Origin of the sequence: Fulvimonas yonginensis (assembly GCF_037137055.1) — a bacterium.
Lineage (GTDB): Bacteria > Pseudomonadota > Gammaproteobacteria > Xanthomonadales > Rhodanobacteraceae > Frateuria_A > Frateuria_A yonginensis.
This window is the reverse complement of record NZ_JBBBNY010000001.1, coordinates 385,220-401,400: the sequence shown is the minus strand read 5'-3', so window position 1 is coordinate 401,400 and position 16,181 is coordinate 385,220. Positions and strand designations below refer to the sequence as shown.

Genomic DNA, 16,181 nt, shown 5'->3' with positions numbered 1-16,181 from the left:
GATGTTCGAACTCTCTTCCGCCACCTACGCCAGCAAGCGCGAGCACTATGCCGACCTCGTGCAGCAGGCGCGCGGGCTGCTCGCCGACGAGCGCGACCTGATCGCCAACGCGGCCAACTTCAGCGCGCTGGTGTTCCACAGCCTGCCCGATCTCAACTGGGCCGGCTTCTACCTGTTCGACGGCAACGAGCTGGTGGTCGGCCCGTTCCAGGGCAAGCCGGCCTGCGTGCGCATCGCGCTCGGCCGAGGCGTCTGCGGTGCGGCCGCGCGTACGCGGGAGATCCAGCTGGTGCGCGACGTCAAAGCCTTCGAGGACCACATCGCCTGCGACGCGGCGTCGCAGTCGGAGATCGTGGTGCCGCTGATCCGCCCGGACGGCACGCTGCTCGGCGTGTGGGACGTGGACAGCCCGCGGATCGCTCGCTTCGACGAGGAGGATCGCGAAGGCATGGCGGCGCTGTGCGCGGTGTTCATGGCGAGCCTGGGGGGCTGAGCGCGCCGCGGAAAGGTCAGCGGCGACTCCCCCGTTGCGGAAGGGCATCGCGAGCAAGCTCGCTGCTACCGTGGTTGGCGGGCGGGCTACCGATCGCGTTCGCGCTGCAGCAGGGCGAGCACGGCCTCGCGCGCCTGTTCCACGCCGGTGCCGTCGGTCGAGGAGAACACCTGCGCGCTGGCCTGCGCGCCGTCCGCGAAACCCTTGCGCACCGCGGCGAGCGCCTGTGCCGCCTGGTTGCGCGAGAGCTTGTCCGCCTTGGTCAGCAGCAGGTGGCAGGGCAGGCCGGTCTGGAAGCAGAACTCCAGCATGGTCCGGTCGAATTCCTTCAGCGGATGGCGGATGTCGGCGATCAGCACCACGCCGCGCAGGCTGCGGCGGCGGTGCAGGTAGGCGTCGATCTCGTGCCGCCAGTGCTCGCGCAGCTCCTCGGGCACCTTGGCATAGCCGTAGCCGGGCAGGTCGATCAGGCGCGCCTGCAGCGGTGTCCCGCCCTCGCCCTGCGGCAGCGGCGGCAGCGCGAAGGCGACCATCTGCTGCGTGCGGCCCGGTGTCTTGGAGGTGCGCGCCAGGCCCTTGTGTCCGGTCAGCGCGTTGAGAGCACTGGACTTGCCGGCATTGGAACGGCCGGCGAAGGCGACTTCGGCGCCGTGATCGGCGGGCAACTGGCTGATGCGGTGGGCGGCCAGCACGAACTGCGCGCCATGAAGCGGATTGGACATGGGATCGGGTTTGACCAGGGCGCGGTGGCGCGGGGATAATTCGGCGGTTTCTGCCTGCCGCACGCCATGTTGGCAGCGGTTCGCGGCGGATCTTGCGGTCTTTCGGGAGACAAGTGTATGAGTTTTCGGCCCGCCGGTTTCCGGCCTGCTGCCCTTGGGGGCATGATCGCCCTCGTCTTCGCGCTCGCCGCCGGCGTGGCCGTGGCGCAGCAAGCCAAGCCCGCACAGCGCGCACCTGCCACGGCGGCCGGTGCCAAGCAGAGCAGCCCCGCCGGCACGCCGGCCGTCACCAGCAGCACGCCGCAGCCGACCAGCAATGGGCAGCAGGCCGCCGCCACGCCGACCGCCGCGGCCTCCGCCGCGCAGCCGGCCGCGCCGACCGAGGCCAGCGCCGTGGCCAAGGCCGGTGACGCGGCCGCCGGCCAGGGCAAAGCCGCCGCCTGCGGCGCCTGCCACGGCATGGACGGCAACTCCAGCGACGCGCAGTACCCGAAGCTGGCCGGCCAGCACGAGTCCTACATCGTCCGCCAGCTCACCCACTTCAAGGCGGGCCAGCGGCAGAACCCGATCATGATGGGCATGGCCGCGCCGCTGTCCGAGCAGGACATGCACGACCTGGGCGCCTACTTCGCCAGCAAGCAGTCGCTGCCCGGCGTCGCCGACGCCGCGCTGGTCAGCCAGGGCGAGCAGCTGTTCCGCCAGGGCGATGCCGACCGCGGCATTCCGGCCTGCATGGCCTGCCACAGCATCGACGGCCGCGGCAACCCGGGCGCCGGCTACCCGCAGCTGACCAGCCAGCACGCGCAGTACGTCGAGAAGACCCTCAAGGCGTGGCACGACGGCACGACCTGGGGCGACGACGCGCAGGCGAAGATCATGCCGGCGATCGCGCAGAAGCTCGACGACAAGGACATCGCCGCACTGGCCAGCTACATCGAAGGCCTGCACGTGGCCGACGGCGCTGCCGCCAAGCCGGCCACGCCCTGATCCCTCCCACACGCCGGCGCAAGCCGGCGTGTCCGTCTGAAGCCCTTGCCGAACCCGAGGTCACCCATGCTCAAGCGTCTGCCGATCCTGTGTGCCGCCCTGCTCGCCCTCGCTGCCTGCAGCCACGACAGCGACAACGGCAGCACGCCGCCGCCCGCGCCCGCCGCGAGCACCGCCACCACGGCTCCGGATGCGGCAGCGCCGGCCGCGGAAGGCTCCGCGGCGACACCGGCGGCCACGACCAGCGCCCCGGCCACGGCGGGCAGCACCGCTTCGGCGGCACCGGCTGCCACGGCACCGGCCGCGCCCGCCGCGCCCTTCGTCGACAACGGCCAGTGGGTCGAGGGCAAGAACTACTTCCGCATCGAACCGGCCCAGCCCAAGGCCACCTCCACCGACAAGATCGAAGTGACCGAGGTGTTCTCCTACGGCTGCCCGGCCTGCAACCAGTTCCACCCGGTGGTCGAGAAGCTCGCCGCCAGCCTGCCCGCGAATGCGGCGATGGCCTACCTGCCGGCCTCGTTCATCCCGCAGGAGAACTGGCCGATGCTGCAGCGCGCCTACTTCACCGCCAAGGCGCTGGGCGTGGCCGACAAGTGCAACGACGCGATGTACGACGCGGTGTGGAAGAGCGGCGAGCTTTCCGCCATGAATCCGACCGGCACCGGCCTCAAGCCACGTGACGCGCTGCCCACCATCGGAGACGCGGCCAAGGTCTACGCCAAGTGCGGCGCCGATCCGAAGGAGTTCGTGGCGGTCGCCAACTCCTTCAGCATCAACACGCAGATGAAGCGCGCCGACGACCTGGTCAAGGCCTACGGCGTCACCGGTACGCCGACCATCGTGGTGGACGGCAAGTACCGTTTCGACGTGAGCAGCGCCGGCGGTTATCCGCAGACGATCGAGCTGGCCAAGTGGCTGGTTGCCAGGGAAGCGGCGGGCAAGTAGCCCCGCCGCACCCGTGCGCGTGACGCTGCAGCCGCTGACGCGGCCGCATCCGGAAGCGCTCGCCGGCGGCTCCGTCCCGTCCGACCTCGTCACGCGGTGCCCGGCGTGCTGCCGCCCGCCGTCGCCGCACGGGCCCTCGCACGATCCGCCGCCGGCGCGGACGCGCGCTGGTGCGCCACCGACCTCATCGTCGACCCGAGCGACGGGCACATCGTCGCGGCTGCGGGCTCAAGGGCGCACCGGCGGACGGCCGCGCAGGCATCCTGTACGGCGTGGCGCCGGCGCGCCGCGGCAGGGGTATCGCCACCGCGGCCGTCAGGGCGCTGCGGGCGCTGGCCTTCGCGCAGGGCGCACGCGAGGTGCTGGCCGAGATCCTGCCCGGAAACTTGCCCTCCCGCCGCACGGTCGAACGCTGCGGCTTCGGTCCGGCGGGCCAGCGCATCGCCGAGGACGGCGCGGTGGTGGTTCAATGGGTGGCATCCCGCGGCTGAGCCGCGCGCCTTTCGCGAAACCTCCCGACATCCACTCCCATGGAGATCCCCATGTTCAAGCACCTCGCCCGCCTGCGCCTGCTGGCCCTGCTCGGCGGCCTGCTGCTGGCCACCGCCTGCACCGCCGCCAACGCGCCCACGCCGTTCACCGAAGGCCAGGAGTACGTGGCCCTGCCGGCGCCGCATCAGCGCCTGAGCCCGGCCGGCAAGGTCGAGGTGGTCGAGGTCTTCTCCTACGGCTGCATCCACTGCGCGCATTTCGCGCCGGTGGCCGAGCAGCTGCGCAAGTCGCTGCCCGCCGGCGTGGTGTTCAAGCTGCTGCCGGCGCCGTTCAACGAGGACTGGATGCCGTTCGCGCGCGCCTACTACGCGGCCGACAAGCTGGGCGTGGTCGAACGCACCCACCTGGCCCTGTTCAAGGCCAAGTTCGAGGACCACTACCCGATCAACACGCTGGACGAACTGGCCGATTTCTACGCCAGCCACGGCGTGAACCGCGAGCAGTTCATGCGCATCGCCAACTCCCCCGAGGCCACCGCGCAGATGAAGAAGGATCTCGCGCTCATCCAGCAATGGCAGGTGGACGGCACCCCGACCATCGTGGTCGACGGCAAGTACCGCAGCGCCCAGGTGAAGACCCTCGACCAGCTGGCCGATCTCACCCGCTGGCTGGTGCAGCGCGAACTGGCAGGCAAGTAGCCGCCAGCTTCGCGTTCACGCGCGGCAGGCGATGCTCGTCGCATCGCCGCCGTCCGCTTCCCGCTATCGTCCGCCTGATGACCCGCGCCGCCCCCGCCAACGCCGCACCCGAACGCCGTCTGCGTCTGCTCAGCTGCAACATCCTGGCCGGGGCCAGCGTGCAGCGCTATCACGAATACGTCACCCGCAGCATCAACGCGGTGCTGCCCGGCCGCAGCAAGCTGGAGAACCTCGACCGCCTGGCCGAGGTGCTGCCGCAGTTCGACGTGATCGGGCTGCAGGAGGCCGACGCCGGCAGCCTGCGCTCGGGCTTCCTCAACCAGACCCGCTACCTGGCCGAGGCCTCCGGCCTGCCGTTCTGGAGCCACCAGCCCAATCGGCCGATGGCGCGGCTGGCGCACTCGGCCAACGGCCTGATCAGCCGGATCGCACCGCACAGCGTGCTGGACTACCCGCTGCCCAGCCGCATCCCGGGCCGCGGCGCCCTGCTGGTGCGCTACGGCGCCGAGCCGGAGGCGCTGACCGTGATGATCGCGCACCTGTCGCTGTCGGCGCAGGCACGGGCGCGGCAGCTCGCGTTCATCGCCGAGGTGCTGCACGATTACCCCAACGCCGTGCTGATGGGCGACCTCAACACCGAGGCACACAGCGCCGAGATGCGGCACCTGTTCGCGCGGTGCAGCCTGCAGCCGCCGACGCAGTCGACGCCCACCTTCCCGAGCTGGAAGCCGCGCCGGGCGCTGGACCACATCCTGCTGTCCGAGTCGCTGCGGCTGGAGCGGGTGTGGACGCTGCCGCAGGCCTTCTCCGATCATCTGCCGCTGGCGGCCGAGATCCGCCTGCCCACCCACCTTGCGCCACGCGCACAACGGTTGCGCCGATGAACCGCACGCTACGACGGGTTCTTCCCTGGTTCACCCTCGCACTGGTCGCGCTGGCGGCAACGGCACTGCGCTACGGCGTGATCGAGCCGCCGGCGGTCGCCCACCTGTGTGGCGCCGACGGCGGCCCGCGCTGGTGCTTATGGCGGCAATGGGCGGTGCTGGGCTTCCTCGGCTACGGCTATGGCTACGCGGCGCTCACCGCGGCCTTCCTCGCGCTGGTGACGCGTCATCCGCTCGCCGCGTGGCTGGCTGCTGCGCTCGGATTCGCGGCGATGGTGCTGTATTGCGCCGAAGCCGGCGCGTTCGCGCTGCTGGTCGGCGCACTACGCCTGCTGCGTGCGCAGGCCGCGGCCCTGCCACCAGGCGAGCAGCACCGGCAGCGCGAGGGCGAGGTTCAGGCCCAGCCATAGCCACGCGGTGAGACTGAGCCCGACCTCCTCCACCACGACCAGGATGCCCAGCACCGGCAGCAGTCCGGCGAGCAGGCGGTGCTCCACCGCCGGCCGCGCCGGCCGCGACGCGAGCCAGCCGGCCAGGGCGAACGCCACCCCCGGCAGGGCGAACAGGCCCAACGGGAAATCGCGGTAGCGTCCGTCGAGCACCAGCAGCAGGTCGTACCAGGCCAGGCCGAACAGCCAGCCCAACGGCAACCACCCGGGCACGCGGGTCGCAGCGTCGCCCCCCGCCAGGCGCCGGGCGATGTCCGGCGCCAGCCACAACGCCGTGCCCAGCGCGGCCAGGCAGGCCGCGGTCGACACGGTCCATTCGAGCAGGTCGCGGCAGGCATGGAGCATCTGGCGCCCCTGCCAGGCCAGCGCCGCGCCGGCGGCGAAGCCGGCCAGCAGCAGCGCCGCCCGTCCGCGCCACGGCAGTCGCAGCCCGACCAGGCCGAACAGTAGCGCGACCAGCACGCCGGCCAGCCAGCCATACCACCAGCGCGGCTCCTCCATCACCGGCCCGCGCATCGGGAATTTCGGTCGGGCGTCCACGTCGAAGATGCCCCAATAGCCGCCGACCGTGCCTTCCTGTACCCGCTTCCAGGGCTGGTCGAAGGCTTCGATCACGTTGTAGGGCACGTGCGCGCGGGCGGCGTAGCCCAGGAACTCACGCAGGTAGCGCGCCTCGTTGACCAGCGTGGCCCGCGCGGCACGGCGCGGCCGGCCGGCGCTGGGCCAGCCGGTCTCGCCGATCATCACCGGCTTGCCCGGAAAGCTCCGCTGCATCCGCGCGTAGACCTCGGCCACGTGGCGCACGGCATGCTCGGGCGGCACCGGCTCGTCCTCCCAGTAGGGCAGGATGTGGATGGTGAGGTAGTCCACCGCCTGCGCCACCTGCGGGAAGCGCAGCCAGAACTCCCACACGTCGGCGTAGCTGACCGGCACGGTGGCGGGGATCGCTGCGCGTACCTGGCGCACGTAGCCGGCCAGCGCCGCGGGCGAGAGCTCGCCGCGCAGCAGCACCTCGTTGCCCACGATCACCCCGCGCAGCACCTGCGGATACGCGCGGGCGGTGGCGATGCCGGCTGCGACCTCGCGCGCGTTGGCGACCGGGTCGCGGTCCAGCCAGATCCCCATCAGCACCTGCATGCCGTAGCGCTGCGCGATCGCCGGCACGGCCGCCAGCCCCTGCCCCTGCGAGTAGGTGCGCACGCAATCGAAACGTTGCGAGAGCGCGCGCAGATCGGCATCGATGCGCTGCGGACTGATGAACGTGCGGGGGTCGTACGGCGTCTCGCCCGCTCGCCGGTATGGCGCGTAGGAGACGCAGGCGATCCGCGCCGAGGGCGCATCCGGCAGCCTCACCGGCCGGCCCAGCGACCACCAGCCGGCGACGCCGGCGAACGCCGCCAGCGCGAGCACCACCCACACGGGCCAGCACGGACGGAGGCGGAACGACGAGGTGGGCGGCATAGCCTTCCCGGCGCAGGCAACGAAGCCGGCAAGCTTATCAGCAGCGCCGGTTAACGCAGGCCTTACCGCCGCTTACTACACTTGTGACGATGACCCCGAACGTTCTTCCGCCCGCTCCGTCGCGGCGCTTCGTGCCGTACCTTCTGTTCGTCCTGCTGGCCACCTGGCTGGGCTTCGCCGCGGGCGCCGCCGCCGCCTCCCTGGCCGAGCAGCGTACCGCCTTCCGGCAGGCCTGGGCGGTGGCCCAGCAGGGCGGCGACGGCTGGCGCAGCTGGGCCAAGGGGCTGGCCGACTACCCGCTGTACCCCTACCTGGAAGAAGCCGCGCTCGAACACGACGTGGCGACGCTGGACCGCGCCACCGTGGCCGACTACCTGCGCCGCTATCCCGACCTGCTGCCCGCCGCCGACCTGCGCCGCGCCTGGCTGCTCGAGCAGGCGCGCCGGCAGCGCTGGGACGATTTCCTCGCGCTCTACCGGCCCGGGCTGGGCGACACGCTGACCTGCTACCGGCTGCAGGCCAAGCTCGCCCAGGGCGGCAGGCTCGACTTCGAAAAGGACCTGGCCCCGCTGTGGGCGCAGCCGAGCCTGCCAAGCGCTTGTGATCCCGTGCTCGATGCCGCGCACGAGGCCGGCCTGCTCACCGACGCGCGCCTGTGGGCGCGCATCGACCGCGCGCTCGACGCCGGCCAGGGCGGCACCGTCACGGCGCTGGCCGCCTGGCTGCCGGCCACCGAGGGCAAGGCCGCCGCGCGTCTGGCGCAAGCCCTGCGCGACCCGACCGCCGCCGTGGCCGATGCGGTGAACTGGCCCGACTCGCCGCGCCATCGCCAGGCCGCCGCGCTGGCGCTGCAGCGCCTGGCGCGGCGCGATGCCGACGCCGCCGACGCGGCCTGGCAGCGGCTGCGCTCGCGCTTCGACTTCACTCCGGCGCAGCGCAACGGCGTGCTGTACGCGCTGGCGCTTTACCACGCCACCGATTTCGACGAGCACGCACTGGCCCGTCTGGCCGACCTGCCCGCTGCCGTGCAGACCGACACCAGCCGGGAATGGCGGGCGCGGGTGGCGCTGGCCCGGCAGGACTGGCCGGCCGTGCTCGCCGCGATCGATGCGATGCCGGCCTCGCAGCAGGAGCAGGACGAGTGGCGCTACTTCCGTGCCCGCGCCCTGGCCGCCACCGGCCACCCGCTGCAGGCCGACGCGCTGTACGCGCAGCTCGCCCTGGAGCCGACCTACTACGGCTTCCTCGCCGCCGACCACGTGCAGGGCGATTACGCGATCTGCCCGCTCGACCCGCCGGACGACACCGCGCGCGAGCAGGCCCTGCTGGCGGATCCCGGCCTGCGCCGCGCGTTCGAGCTGTACGCGGTCGACCTGCCCCGGCTCGCGCGGCGCGAATGGGCGCGCGCGCTCGACGGCGCCGATCCGGCCACGCAGCGGGTCGCCGCGCGGCTGGCCTACGAACGCGGCTGGTACGACCGCGCAGTGTTCGCCTTCGCCAGCGGCGACATGCTGCGCTACTACGCCCAGCGCTTCCCGCTGGCGAGCCAGGACGGCGTGGTGCCGCAGGCGCAACAGGCCGGCATCGACCCGGCCTGGGCCTATGCCATCGCCCGCGCCGAAAGCGCCTGGATGAGCGACGCCCATTCCGGCGCCGACGCGCGCGGCCTGATGCAATTGCTGCCCAGCACCGCGGCCCGCGTGGCCCGACAGAACGGGCTTGATTGGGGCGGCGCCGCTTCGCTGTACGATCCGGCCGTGAACATCATGCTCGGCACCCGCTACCTGGCGCAGATGGCGGCGCGCTTCAACGGCGCGCCCTGGCTCGCCAGCGCCGCCTACAACGCCGGCCCGAACAAGGTCCAGGAGTGGCTGGACGCGCGCGGCACGTTGCCGCCGGACCTGTTCGTGGCGACCATCCCCTACCGCGAGACCCGCGACTACGTGGCCCGCGTCATGGCATTCGCGGTCATTTACGACTGGCGTCTGTCAGGCAAGGCGCTGCCGCTGGCCTCGCGGATGCCGGCCAACGGCCAGCCGTACAGCCTTCCCGACGTCCACACGCCGCGCCGCGGCGTGACCTGCCCGGCCATGCCCGCCCCGGCAGCCGCAGCCGGCACGGACGTGGCGGACCCGGCGTCGGCACGCTGAGATGCGCAGCTACCTGGTGGGCGGCGCGGTACGCGACCGGCTGCTGGGACGGCCGGTGACCGACCACGACCACGTGGTGGTCGGCGCCACGCCGGAGCAGATGCTGGCGCTCGGCTACCGGCCGGTCGGCAAGGATTTCCCGGTGTTCCTGCATCCGCAGACGGCCGAGGAGTACGCGCTGGCGCGCACCGAGCGCAAGACCGGCCGCGGCTACCACGGCTTCGCCTTCCACGCCGACCCCGGCGTGACGCTGGAGCAGGACCTGGCGCGGCGCGACCTCACCATCAACGCGATCGCGCAGGACGAGGACGGCGCGCTGGTCGATCCTTTCGACGGCCGGCGCGACCTCGAGCAGCGCGTGCTGCGCCACGTCTCGCCCGCCTTCGTGGAGGACCCGGTGCGCCTGCTGCGGGTGGCGCGCTTCGCCGCGCGCTTCGCGCCGCTGGGCTTCACCGTCGCGGCGGACACCATGGCGCTGATGCGCCACATGGTCGCCGAGGGCGAAGTCGACCACCTGGTGCCCGAGCGGGTCTGGGCAGAGACCCGCCGCGCGCTGGCCGAACCGCAGCCGTCCGCTTTCCTGAGGGTGCTGCGCGAGGCCGGCGCGCTGGCCGTGCTGTTTCCGGAAGTCGATGCGCTCTACGGCGTGCCGCAGCGAGCGGAGTACCACCCCGAGGTCGACACCGGCGTGCACCTGGAGCTGGTGCTGGACATGACCGCGCGGCTGGCTCCCGGCGACGACCTGGCCGGCTTCTGCGCGCTCTGCCACGACCTGGGCAAGGCGCGCACGCCGGCCGGGGTGCTGCCCGGCCACATCGGCCACGAACACGCCGGCGTGGCGCCGCTGCGCGAGCTCGCCGCGCGGTTGAAAGTGCCGGCCGAGCACGCCGCGCTGGCCGAACTGGTCTGCCGCGAGCACCTCAATGCGCACCGCGCGCTGGAGCTTAAGCCGGCCACCGTGTTGCGCCTGCTCACCCGGCTGGACGCGTTGCGCCGCCCGCGGCGTCTGGACACCTTCCTGGTCGTCTGCGAGGCGGACCAGCGCGGTCGCCTGGGTCGCAGCGAGGCAGCCTACCCGCAGGCGACGTTCCTGCGCGCCGCGCGCGAAGCGGCCGCGCAGGTGGACGCGACGGCCTTTCTCGCCCGCGGGCTGGCCGGCCCGGACATCGGCGCGGCGATGGAGCGGGCCCGCATCGCAGCGATAGCCGCCCTGCCTCGCCCGACCGCCGCCTGAGCAACGCTGCGTTTCTCTCCCGCCGCACGTCATGCCGGCTAAGCCGCGCGCAAGCGACACACGGTATAAAGACGTGTCCATCCTCCAGGGGTCGCCATGTTTCCATCCGCCACGCCCGCCACGCCGCTCCGGCAGCGTTTCCGCCCGCTGGTCTGGCTGGGAGCGGTCTACCTGCTGATCGGCGCGGCCACTCGCGTCGTGCTGCTGGCGATGACCGGCAGCGGCGTTCCGCACAACCCGCTGTACTGGCTGTACGCCTTCGGCGTCGGCGCCGGTTACGACCTGGTCACGCTGCTCTACGTGGCCTGGCCGCTGCTACTGTTCCTGTGGCTGATGCCGCGCCGGGCCTACGTCTCGCGCGGCGGGCAGTGGGCGCTCTATCTGCTGGCACTGGCGATGGTGTACGGGCTGCTGTTCGTGGCCGCCTCCGAGTTCGTGTTCTGGGGCGAGTTCGGCGTGCGCTTCAACTTCATCGCGGTGGACTACCTGGTCTACACCACCGAGGTGATCGGCAACATCCGCGAGTCCTACCCGATCGGCCTGTGGATGAGCCTGATCGGCCTGCTGGCGCTCGCCATCCTCTGGCTGAGCCGGCGCGCGCTGCGCACCGTCGATGACGGCAGCCGCTTCCTGGGCCGCGGCAAGGTGGTGCTGGGCTGGCTCGTGCTCACGGTGGTGTCCGTGCTGGCGGTGAACGGCACGATGAAGAACCACAGCGACAACGCCTACGTGAACGAGCTGGCCGGCAACGGCATCTACGAGTTCTTCGCCGCGTTCCGCAGCAGCCACCTGGATTACGCGCGCTTCTACCGCACGCTGCCCGAGCAGGATGCGTTCGCACGCGTGCGGGCCGGCCTGCAGACACCCGAGGCGAGCTACGTGAGCGACGATCCGCGCGACCTCACTCGCGCGATCCGTCACGCCGGTCCGGAAAAGCACCTCAATGTGGTGCTGATCAGCGTGGAGAGCCTGTCGGCCGACTTCCTGAGGACCTTCGGCGCCAGCCACGGCGACATCACGCCGCACCTGGACGCGCTGGCCGGGCAGAGCCTGTTCTTCGACAACGTGTACGCCAACGGCACGCGTACCGTGCGCGGGCTGGAGGCGCTGTCGCTGTCGATCCCGCCGACGCCCGGCGACTCGGTGATCAAGATGCACCACAACGAGAACCTGTTCTCGCTGGCGGACATCTTCAACGATCGTGGCTACGTGTCCGAGTTCGTCTACGGCGGCTACGGCTACTTCGACAACATGAACTACTTCTTCGGCCACAACGGCTACATCCCGGTGGACCGCAAGGACATTCCCAAGGACGCGACCATCCACAGCGAGAACGTATGGGGCGTGGCCGACGAGGACCTCTACACGCTGGCGCTCGGCCAGATGGACGCGATCCACGCGCAGGGCAAGCCGTTCTTCCTGCACATCATGACCACCTCCAACCACCGGCCGTTCACCTTCCCGGCCGGGCGCGTGAAGGAGCGCAACGGCACCCGCGAGGGCGCGGTGGCATATACCGACTGGTCGATCGCCGACTTCATCGAGCGCGCGCGCAAGCGGCCCTACTTCGACGACACCGTGTTCGTGATCACCGCCGACCACGACGCCTCCAGCGCCGGGCGCGCCGCGGTGCCGGTCAACCGCTACCACATCCCGCTGTGGATCTACGCACCGGCGCACTTCCCGCCGCAGCGCGTGCACCGCTTCATGAGCCAGATCGACATTCCGCCGACGCTGCTGGGCCTGCTCAACTTCAGCTACCGCAGCCGCTTCTTCGGCTACGACATCTTCCAGCTGCCGCCCGGCCGCGAGCGCGCCTTCCCGGCCACGTACGAGAAGCTCGGCTACCTCAAGGGCGACACCCTGACCCTGCTGGAGCCGCAGAAGAAGGTGGCGCAGTTCCATCCGGACTTCGCCACCGGTGATGCCGTACCGGCGCAGCGCCGGCCAGCCGACATCGACGACGCCACCGCGTACTACCAGGTCGCCGCGGAACTGTTCAAGAAGGGCCAGCTGGTACGGCGCCCGCAGGACGGCACGCCGGTGCCGCCCTTGCCGGCGTCGGCCAGCAGCGCGCCGGCGCACTGACACGCATCGCCCGCGGCGCAGCCGCGACCGCGGGCGACCGAGGGACGGTCAGCCGGAAATCGCCAGGCGTTCGGAGCGGTACAGCTGCATGGTGACCAGCGCGACGACGAGCGCCGCCAGCGCGCTGCCGCCCAGGCACAGCGCCAGCGGCACCGCGCCGATGCCCTCGCCGCGCACCAGGTCCAGGATGCCCAGGTGCTGGCCGAGCAGCGGCACGGCGTACATCCAGTCCTTCGGCCTGAGCGGCATCACCATCAGCGCGATGCTGGGCAGGATCGGCAGCAGCATCAGCAGCGACAGGTAGGTCTGCGCCTCGCGGTAGCTCTTGGCGAAGGCTGCGACCATCGACTGCAGGCCGGCCAGCAGCACGATCAGCGGCAGCTGCAGCAGCAGCACGTGCAGCGCGAACGCCGGGCCCAGGTTCACCTCCATGCCGAGCTTCTCGGTCGGCACGAAGCGGCCGGTCACGCCGAACGCGAGCAGGCAGATCAGCAGGCTGGCGGTGGAGAACGCGCAGATCGCGGCGAGCTTGCCCAGGAAGATCTTCCAGCGCGGCACCGGATTGGCGAACAGCGGCTCCAGCGACTGCCGCTCGCGCTCGCCCGCGGTGAGGTCGATCGCCAGGTACATGCCGCCGATGAAGATGGTCAGCACGAACAGGTACGGCAGCATGTTGAACATCAGCACGGCGCGCGACTGCGCGGTGGCCTGGTCGCGCTTGGCCACCACCACCGGCACGGCGACCCCGGGCGACAGCCCGCGCGCCACCAGCCGCATGGCGCCCTGCTGGCGTGCATAGCCCTCGACCAGCTTGGTCACGCGGTCCACCGGCGTGCCCGAATCGCGCTGCGAGGAGTCGTAGATCAGTTCCACCTGCACCGGTTCGCCCTTGCGCCAGGCCTCGGCGTAGCCTGGGGCGATGCGCAGCACCAGGTCGGCGCGCTGCTCGCGCACCGCCCGCTCGGGGTCGGCGATGGCCGGCTGCGGCACCACGCCGCCGGCTTCGAGTGCGCCGACCAGGTTGGGCGCGTACTGCGCGCCGATCACCGGCACCTTGAGCGGCTGCTCGGCCTTGTCCAGTTCGCGGTTGACGGTGAAGCTGATCAGCATCACGAACAGCAGCGGGGTCAGCAGCGGTCCGGTGAGGAAGGCGCTGGTGAGCGTGCGCCGGTCGCGCAGGTTCTCGCGCACTTCCTTCAGGAACACGGTGAGGAAGGCGCGGCTGCGGCGCAGCGGGGTCGTCTGTAGGGTGTTCATGCGGCCAGTCCTTCCTCGCTGCCGATCAGTTTCACGAAAGCGTCCTCCAGGTTCGCCTGGCCGGTCTGTTCGCGCAGGGCGTCGGGCGTCGCGTCGGCCACCACGCGGCCGTGCGCGATCACCACGATGCGATCGCACAGCGCCGCCACCTCCTGCATGATGTGGCTGGAGAACAGCACGCAGCGGCCCTCCGCCTTGAGCTTGAGCATGAACTGGCGCAGCGCGCGGGTGGCCATCACGTCCAGCCCGTTGGTGGGCTCGTCGAGGATCACGTTGCGCGGGTCGTGGATCAGCGCACGGGCGATCGCGGTCTTGACCCGCTGGCCCTGGGAGAAGCCTTCGGTGCGGCGGTCGGCGATGTCCTCCATCGCGAGCGCCTGCACCAGCGCCTCCCGGCGCGCGCGCAGCTCGTCCTCGGGCAACCCCTGCAGACGGGCGAAGTAGTCGATGTTCTCGCGCGCCGTGAGCCGCTTGTAGAGGCCGCGCGCGTCCGGCAGCACGCCGAGCCGGCGGCGCACCGCCAGTGGATCGGCGACCGCGTCGATGCCGTCGACCAGCACCCGGCCGCGATCGGGGATCATCAGCGTATAGAGCATGCGCAGCGTGGTGGTCTTGCCGGCGCCGTTGGGTCCGAGCAGGCCGGTGATCTCGCCGTCGCGCGCGGCGAAGCCGACACCGTCGACGGCTTTCACGTCGCCGAACGCCTTGTGCAGATCCTTGACCTCGATCATGGGGTCGCTCCGTTGAAGTCGATGAACAGCGGCGTGGGCTGCAGCCGGTCGAGGCACTTGGCGTCCAGCGCCTTCGGGTCGGGATCCTCGATGAAGCGCTTGACCAGCGTGGGCATGCAGCCGGCGCCGATCACGTTGTGGCCCTGGCCCTTGAGCACCAGGTGGCGTGCGTCGGAGAGGCCTTTGAGCACCTCCTCGCCGTAGCGCGGTGGGGTCACCGGGTCGTACTGGCCGGAAAGCAGCAGGGTCGGGATCGCGCTCTTCAGCGGCTGGTGGAAGTCGGCCGGACGGGTGCCGCGCGGCCAGATCGAGCACACCGCCTGCAGCGTGTCGATCATGCGCGTGCCGAGGATGGTCCCGGCATCCTGCGGCCGCGGGCTCAGCAGGTCGGCGTCCTCGCTGCAGATCACCGACGACTGCATGCCGCCGTTCATGCTGTCGGCCAGATCGCCGGTGATCAGCTTGGCCTGGCCGAGCAGCGGCCCCACGTCGCCGTGCGCGGCGGCATCGATCGACAGCGGCAGCAGCGCGGCGGTGAGCGGCGAATAGGCGAACATGCGCACCACGCTGGCCAGCGCGTCGTCGCTGAGCATGCGTTCGACGCTCTGGTAGCTCTGCGGATCGCGGAAGCTGACCTTGTGCGGATTGGCGCGCAGCGCGTCGCGCAGCTGGTACAGCGTCTGGTAGGAATCGCCGAAGCGCGCCTTGCAGGCCGGTTCGGCGGTGCAACGGGCGAACTGCGCCTTGAGCGCGTCCTCCAGGTTGCGCGCGAAGTCCTCGCCGAGCACCAGCGGATTGGGCACCACGCCGTCGAGCAGCAGGCTGCGCACCGCGTCCGGATGGTGCATGGCGTACTGCTGCGCCACGCGGGTGCCGTAGGAGACGCCGACCAGGTCGAACATCGGTGATCCCAGGGCACGGCGTGCGTCCTCCAGATCGGCCACGGCGGCGGTGGTGGTGTAGTAGCGCGGATCGGCCTTGCCCTCGACTTCCTTCAGGCAGGCGGCGACCTGCGCACGCAGGCGCGCGGGATCGAAGCCGGCGGTGTGGTCGGCCGGCGCGTTCTGCTCGGCCGCCTTGCAGTCCAGCGGGTTGGAGCCGCCGGTGCCGCGCTGGTCGATCAGCAGCACGTTGCGATGCGCGAGCAACGGCTCCAGCGCGGGCGCCACCATCGGCCAGGTCTCGGTGGCCGCCTGGCCGGGGCCGCCGGCGAGGAACACCAGCATGTCCCTGGCCGGCACCTGGGCTTCGGAGCGGATCACCGCCAGGCGCAGGGCGATCCGGCGGCCATGCGGGTCGGCGCGGTTTTCCGGCACCTCGAACGGCGTACACCAGGCGGCGGTGGTCAGGCCGCTGTCGGGCCGGCCCAGTTCGCAGGGCTTCAAGGTGAGCGTGCCCAGCCGCCACGTGCGGGGAACCGCGGGTGTCGGTGCTGTCGCCTGCGGGGCATCCGCCGGCGCCGGGCTTTCCGCCGCGTGCGGGTGGAACCGTTGCCACGCGAGCAGGCCCAGGCCTACGACCGCGACGGCGATGCGCAACGAGGTGCGCGCGTTCAAAGCCATGTCTCCACTCCCCTTCCGTTTGCCT

General features: G+C 71.5%; 15 protein-coding genes. 10 read left to right on the top strand and 5 right to left on the bottom strand.

All coding sequences use genetic code 11. The annotated features are described in order from the left end of the window. Nucleotide 1: 1 nt before the first annotated feature. Nucleotides 2–493 (top strand): GAF domain-containing protein, encoded by a 492-nt coding sequence (locus WAT24_RS01810; RefSeq protein ID WP_336806096.1) that lies wholly within the window; start codon nt 2–4, stop codon nt 491–493. Between the two features lie 86 nt (nt 494–579). Here the strand turns inward: WAT24_RS01810 and yihA are convergent, their stop codons facing one another. Then, nucleotides 580–1,215 carry a ribosome biogenesis GTP-binding protein YihA/YsxC gene (yihA, locus tag WAT24_RS01805; RefSeq protein WP_336806095.1) on the bottom strand — a complete coding sequence of 212 codons (636 nt, stop codon included), beginning with the start codon at nt 1,213–1,215 and terminating at the stop codon, nt 580–582. 162 nt (nt 1,216–1,377) lie between these two features. Here yihA and WAT24_RS01800 point away from each other — a divergent pair, with 162 nt between their 5' ends. The 6 genes from WAT24_RS01800 (at nt 1,378) to WAT24_RS01775 (ending at nt 5,634) form a co-directional block, all read left to right on the top strand. Beyond that, complete coding sequence (locus WAT24_RS01800) at nt 1,378–2,202, top strand: c-type cytochrome (protein WP_425605209.1); 825 nt, start codon at nt 1,378–1,380, stop codon at nt 2,200–2,202. Nucleotides 2,203–2,268: 66 nt separating this feature from the next. Further along, a complete protein-coding gene (locus WAT24_RS01795; RefSeq protein WP_336806094.1) occupies nt 2,269–3,150 on the top strand; it encodes a thiol:disulfide interchange protein DsbA/DsbL in 882 nt (293 codons plus the stop codon). Between the two features lie 170 nt (nt 3,151–3,320). Continuing rightward, a complete protein-coding gene (locus tag WAT24_RS01790; protein ID WP_336806093.1) occupies nt 3,321–3,641 on the top strand; it encodes a GNAT family N-acetyltransferase in 321 nt (106 codons plus the stop codon). Between the two features lie 51 nt (nt 3,642–3,692). Further along, entirely contained in the window at nt 3,693–4,340 is a 648-nt protein-coding gene (locus WAT24_RS01785) for a thiol:disulfide interchange protein DsbA/DsbL (protein ID WP_336806092.1), read from the top strand. A 77-nt stretch (nt 4,341–4,417) separates the two neighbouring features. Further along, the gene (locus WAT24_RS01780; protein WP_336806091.1) at nt 4,418–5,224 is read left to right on the top strand and encodes an endonuclease/exonuclease/phosphatase family protein; all 807 of its coding nucleotides are present in this window, start codon (nt 4,418–4,420) and stop codon (nt 5,222–5,224) included. Next, on the top strand, nt 5,221–5,634 hold the full coding sequence (locus WAT24_RS01775; RefSeq protein WP_336806090.1) for a hypothetical protein: 414 nt from the start codon (nt 5,221–5,223) through the stop codon (nt 5,632–5,634). Before WAT24_RS01780 ends, WAT24_RS01775 begins: the two co-directional genes overlap by 4 nt. On the opposite strand, the gene WAT24_RS01770 is transcribed toward WAT24_RS01775, so the two are convergent. Then, complete coding sequence (locus tag WAT24_RS01770) at nt 5,548–7,134, bottom strand: glycoside hydrolase family 17 protein (protein ID WP_336806089.1); 1,587 nt, start codon at nt 7,132–7,134, stop codon at nt 5,548–5,550. The two genes, WAT24_RS01775 and WAT24_RS01770, sit on opposite strands and share 87 nt — an antisense overlap. 89 nt (nt 7,135–7,223) lie before the next feature. Here WAT24_RS01770 and WAT24_RS01765 point away from each other — a divergent pair, with 89 nt between their 5' ends. The 3 genes from WAT24_RS01765 to WAT24_RS01755 all read left to right on the top strand — a co-directional run bounded on the left by WAT24_RS01765 (nt 7,224) and on the right by WAT24_RS01755 (nt 12,606). Continuing rightward, complete coding sequence (locus WAT24_RS01765; RefSeq protein ID WP_336806088.1) at nt 7,224–9,284, top strand: transglycosylase SLT domain-containing protein; 2,061 nt, start codon at nt 7,224–7,226, stop codon at nt 9,282–9,284. A 1-nt stretch (nt 9,285) separates the two neighbouring features. Then, nucleotides 9,286–10,518 (top strand): multifunctional CCA addition/repair protein, encoded by a 1,233-nt coding sequence (locus WAT24_RS01760; protein WP_336806087.1) that lies wholly within the window; start codon nt 9,286–9,288, stop codon nt 10,516–10,518. 96 nt (nt 10,519–10,614) lie between these two features. Continuing rightward, entirely contained in the window at nt 10,615–12,606 is a 1,992-nt protein-coding gene (locus tag WAT24_RS01755; RefSeq protein WP_336806085.1) for an LTA synthase family protein, read from the top strand. Between the two features lie 48 nt (nt 12,607–12,654). Here WAT24_RS01755 and WAT24_RS01750 read toward each other — a convergent pair whose 3' ends face one another. From WAT24_RS01750 to WAT24_RS01740, 3 genes are read right to left on the bottom strand one after another with little or no spacing between them, the layout of a single operon-like run. Next, nucleotides 12,655–13,863: an ABC transporter permease gene (locus WAT24_RS01750; protein ID WP_336806084.1), complete on the bottom strand. Its 1,209-nt coding sequence runs from the start codon at nt 13,861–13,863 to the stop codon at nt 12,655–12,657. Beyond that, nucleotides 13,860–14,594 (bottom strand): ABC transporter ATP-binding protein, encoded by a 735-nt coding sequence (locus WAT24_RS01745; RefSeq protein WP_336806083.1) that lies wholly within the window; start codon nt 14,592–14,594, stop codon nt 13,860–13,862. The genes WAT24_RS01750 and WAT24_RS01745 overlap by 4 nt, the downstream gene beginning before the upstream one ends. Continuing rightward, on the bottom strand, nt 14,591–16,156 hold the full coding sequence (locus tag WAT24_RS01740; RefSeq protein ID WP_336806082.1) for an alpha/beta hydrolase: 1,566 nt from the start codon (nt 16,154–16,156) through the stop codon (nt 14,591–14,593). The genes WAT24_RS01745 and WAT24_RS01740 overlap by 4 nt, the downstream gene beginning before the upstream one ends. Nucleotides 16,157–16,181 lie beyond the last annotated feature (25 nt).

Coding starts and splice junctions, on each gene's coding strand:
- WAT24_RS01760 (WP_336806087.1), top strand. CDS start 9,286: ATGCGCAGCTACCTGGTGGGCGGCGCGGTACGCGACCGGCTGCTGGGA.
- WAT24_RS01775 (WP_336806090.1), top strand. CDS start 5,221: ATGAACCGCACGCTACGACGGGTTCTTCCCTGGTTCACCCTCGCACTG.
- WAT24_RS01765 (WP_336806088.1), top strand. CDS start 7,224: ATGACCCCGAACGTTCTTCCGCCCGCTCCGTCGCGGCGCTTCGTGCCG.
- WAT24_RS01750 (WP_336806084.1), bottom strand. CDS start 13,863: ATGAACACCCTACAGACGACCCCGCTGCGCCGCAGCCGCGCCTTCCTC.
- WAT24_RS01770 (WP_336806089.1), bottom strand. CDS start 7,134: ATGCCGCCCACCTCGTCGTTCCGCCTCCGTCCGTGCTGGCCCGTGTGG.
- yihA (WP_336806095.1), bottom strand. CDS start 1,215: ATGTCCAATCCGCTTCATGGCGCGCAGTTCGTGCTGGCCGCCCACCGC.
- WAT24_RS01785 (WP_336806092.1), top strand. CDS start 3,693: ATGTTCAAGCACCTCGCCCGCCTGCGCCTGCTGGCCCTGCTCGGCGGC.
- WAT24_RS01745 (WP_336806083.1), bottom strand. CDS start 14,594: ATGATCGAGGTCAAGGATCTGCACAAGGCGTTCGGCGACGTGAAAGCC.
- WAT24_RS01800 (WP_425605209.1), top strand. CDS start 1,378: ATGATCGCCCTCGTCTTCGCGCTCGCCGCCGGCGTGGCCGTGGCGCAG.
- WAT24_RS01810 (WP_336806096.1), top strand. CDS start 2: ATGTTCGAACTCTCTTCCGCCACCTACGCCAGCAAGCGCGAGCACTAT.
- WAT24_RS01740 (WP_336806082.1), bottom strand. CDS start 16,156: ATGGCTTTGAACGCGCGCACCTCGTTGCGCATCGCCGTCGCGGTCGTA.
- WAT24_RS01795 (WP_336806094.1), top strand. CDS start 2,269: ATGCTCAAGCGTCTGCCGATCCTGTGTGCCGCCCTGCTCGCCCTCGCT.
- WAT24_RS01755 (WP_336806085.1), top strand. CDS start 10,615: ATGTTTCCATCCGCCACGCCCGCCACGCCGCTCCGGCAGCGTTTCCGC.
- WAT24_RS01780 (WP_336806091.1), top strand. CDS start 4,418: ATGACCCGCGCCGCCCCCGCCAACGCCGCACCCGAACGCCGTCTGCGT.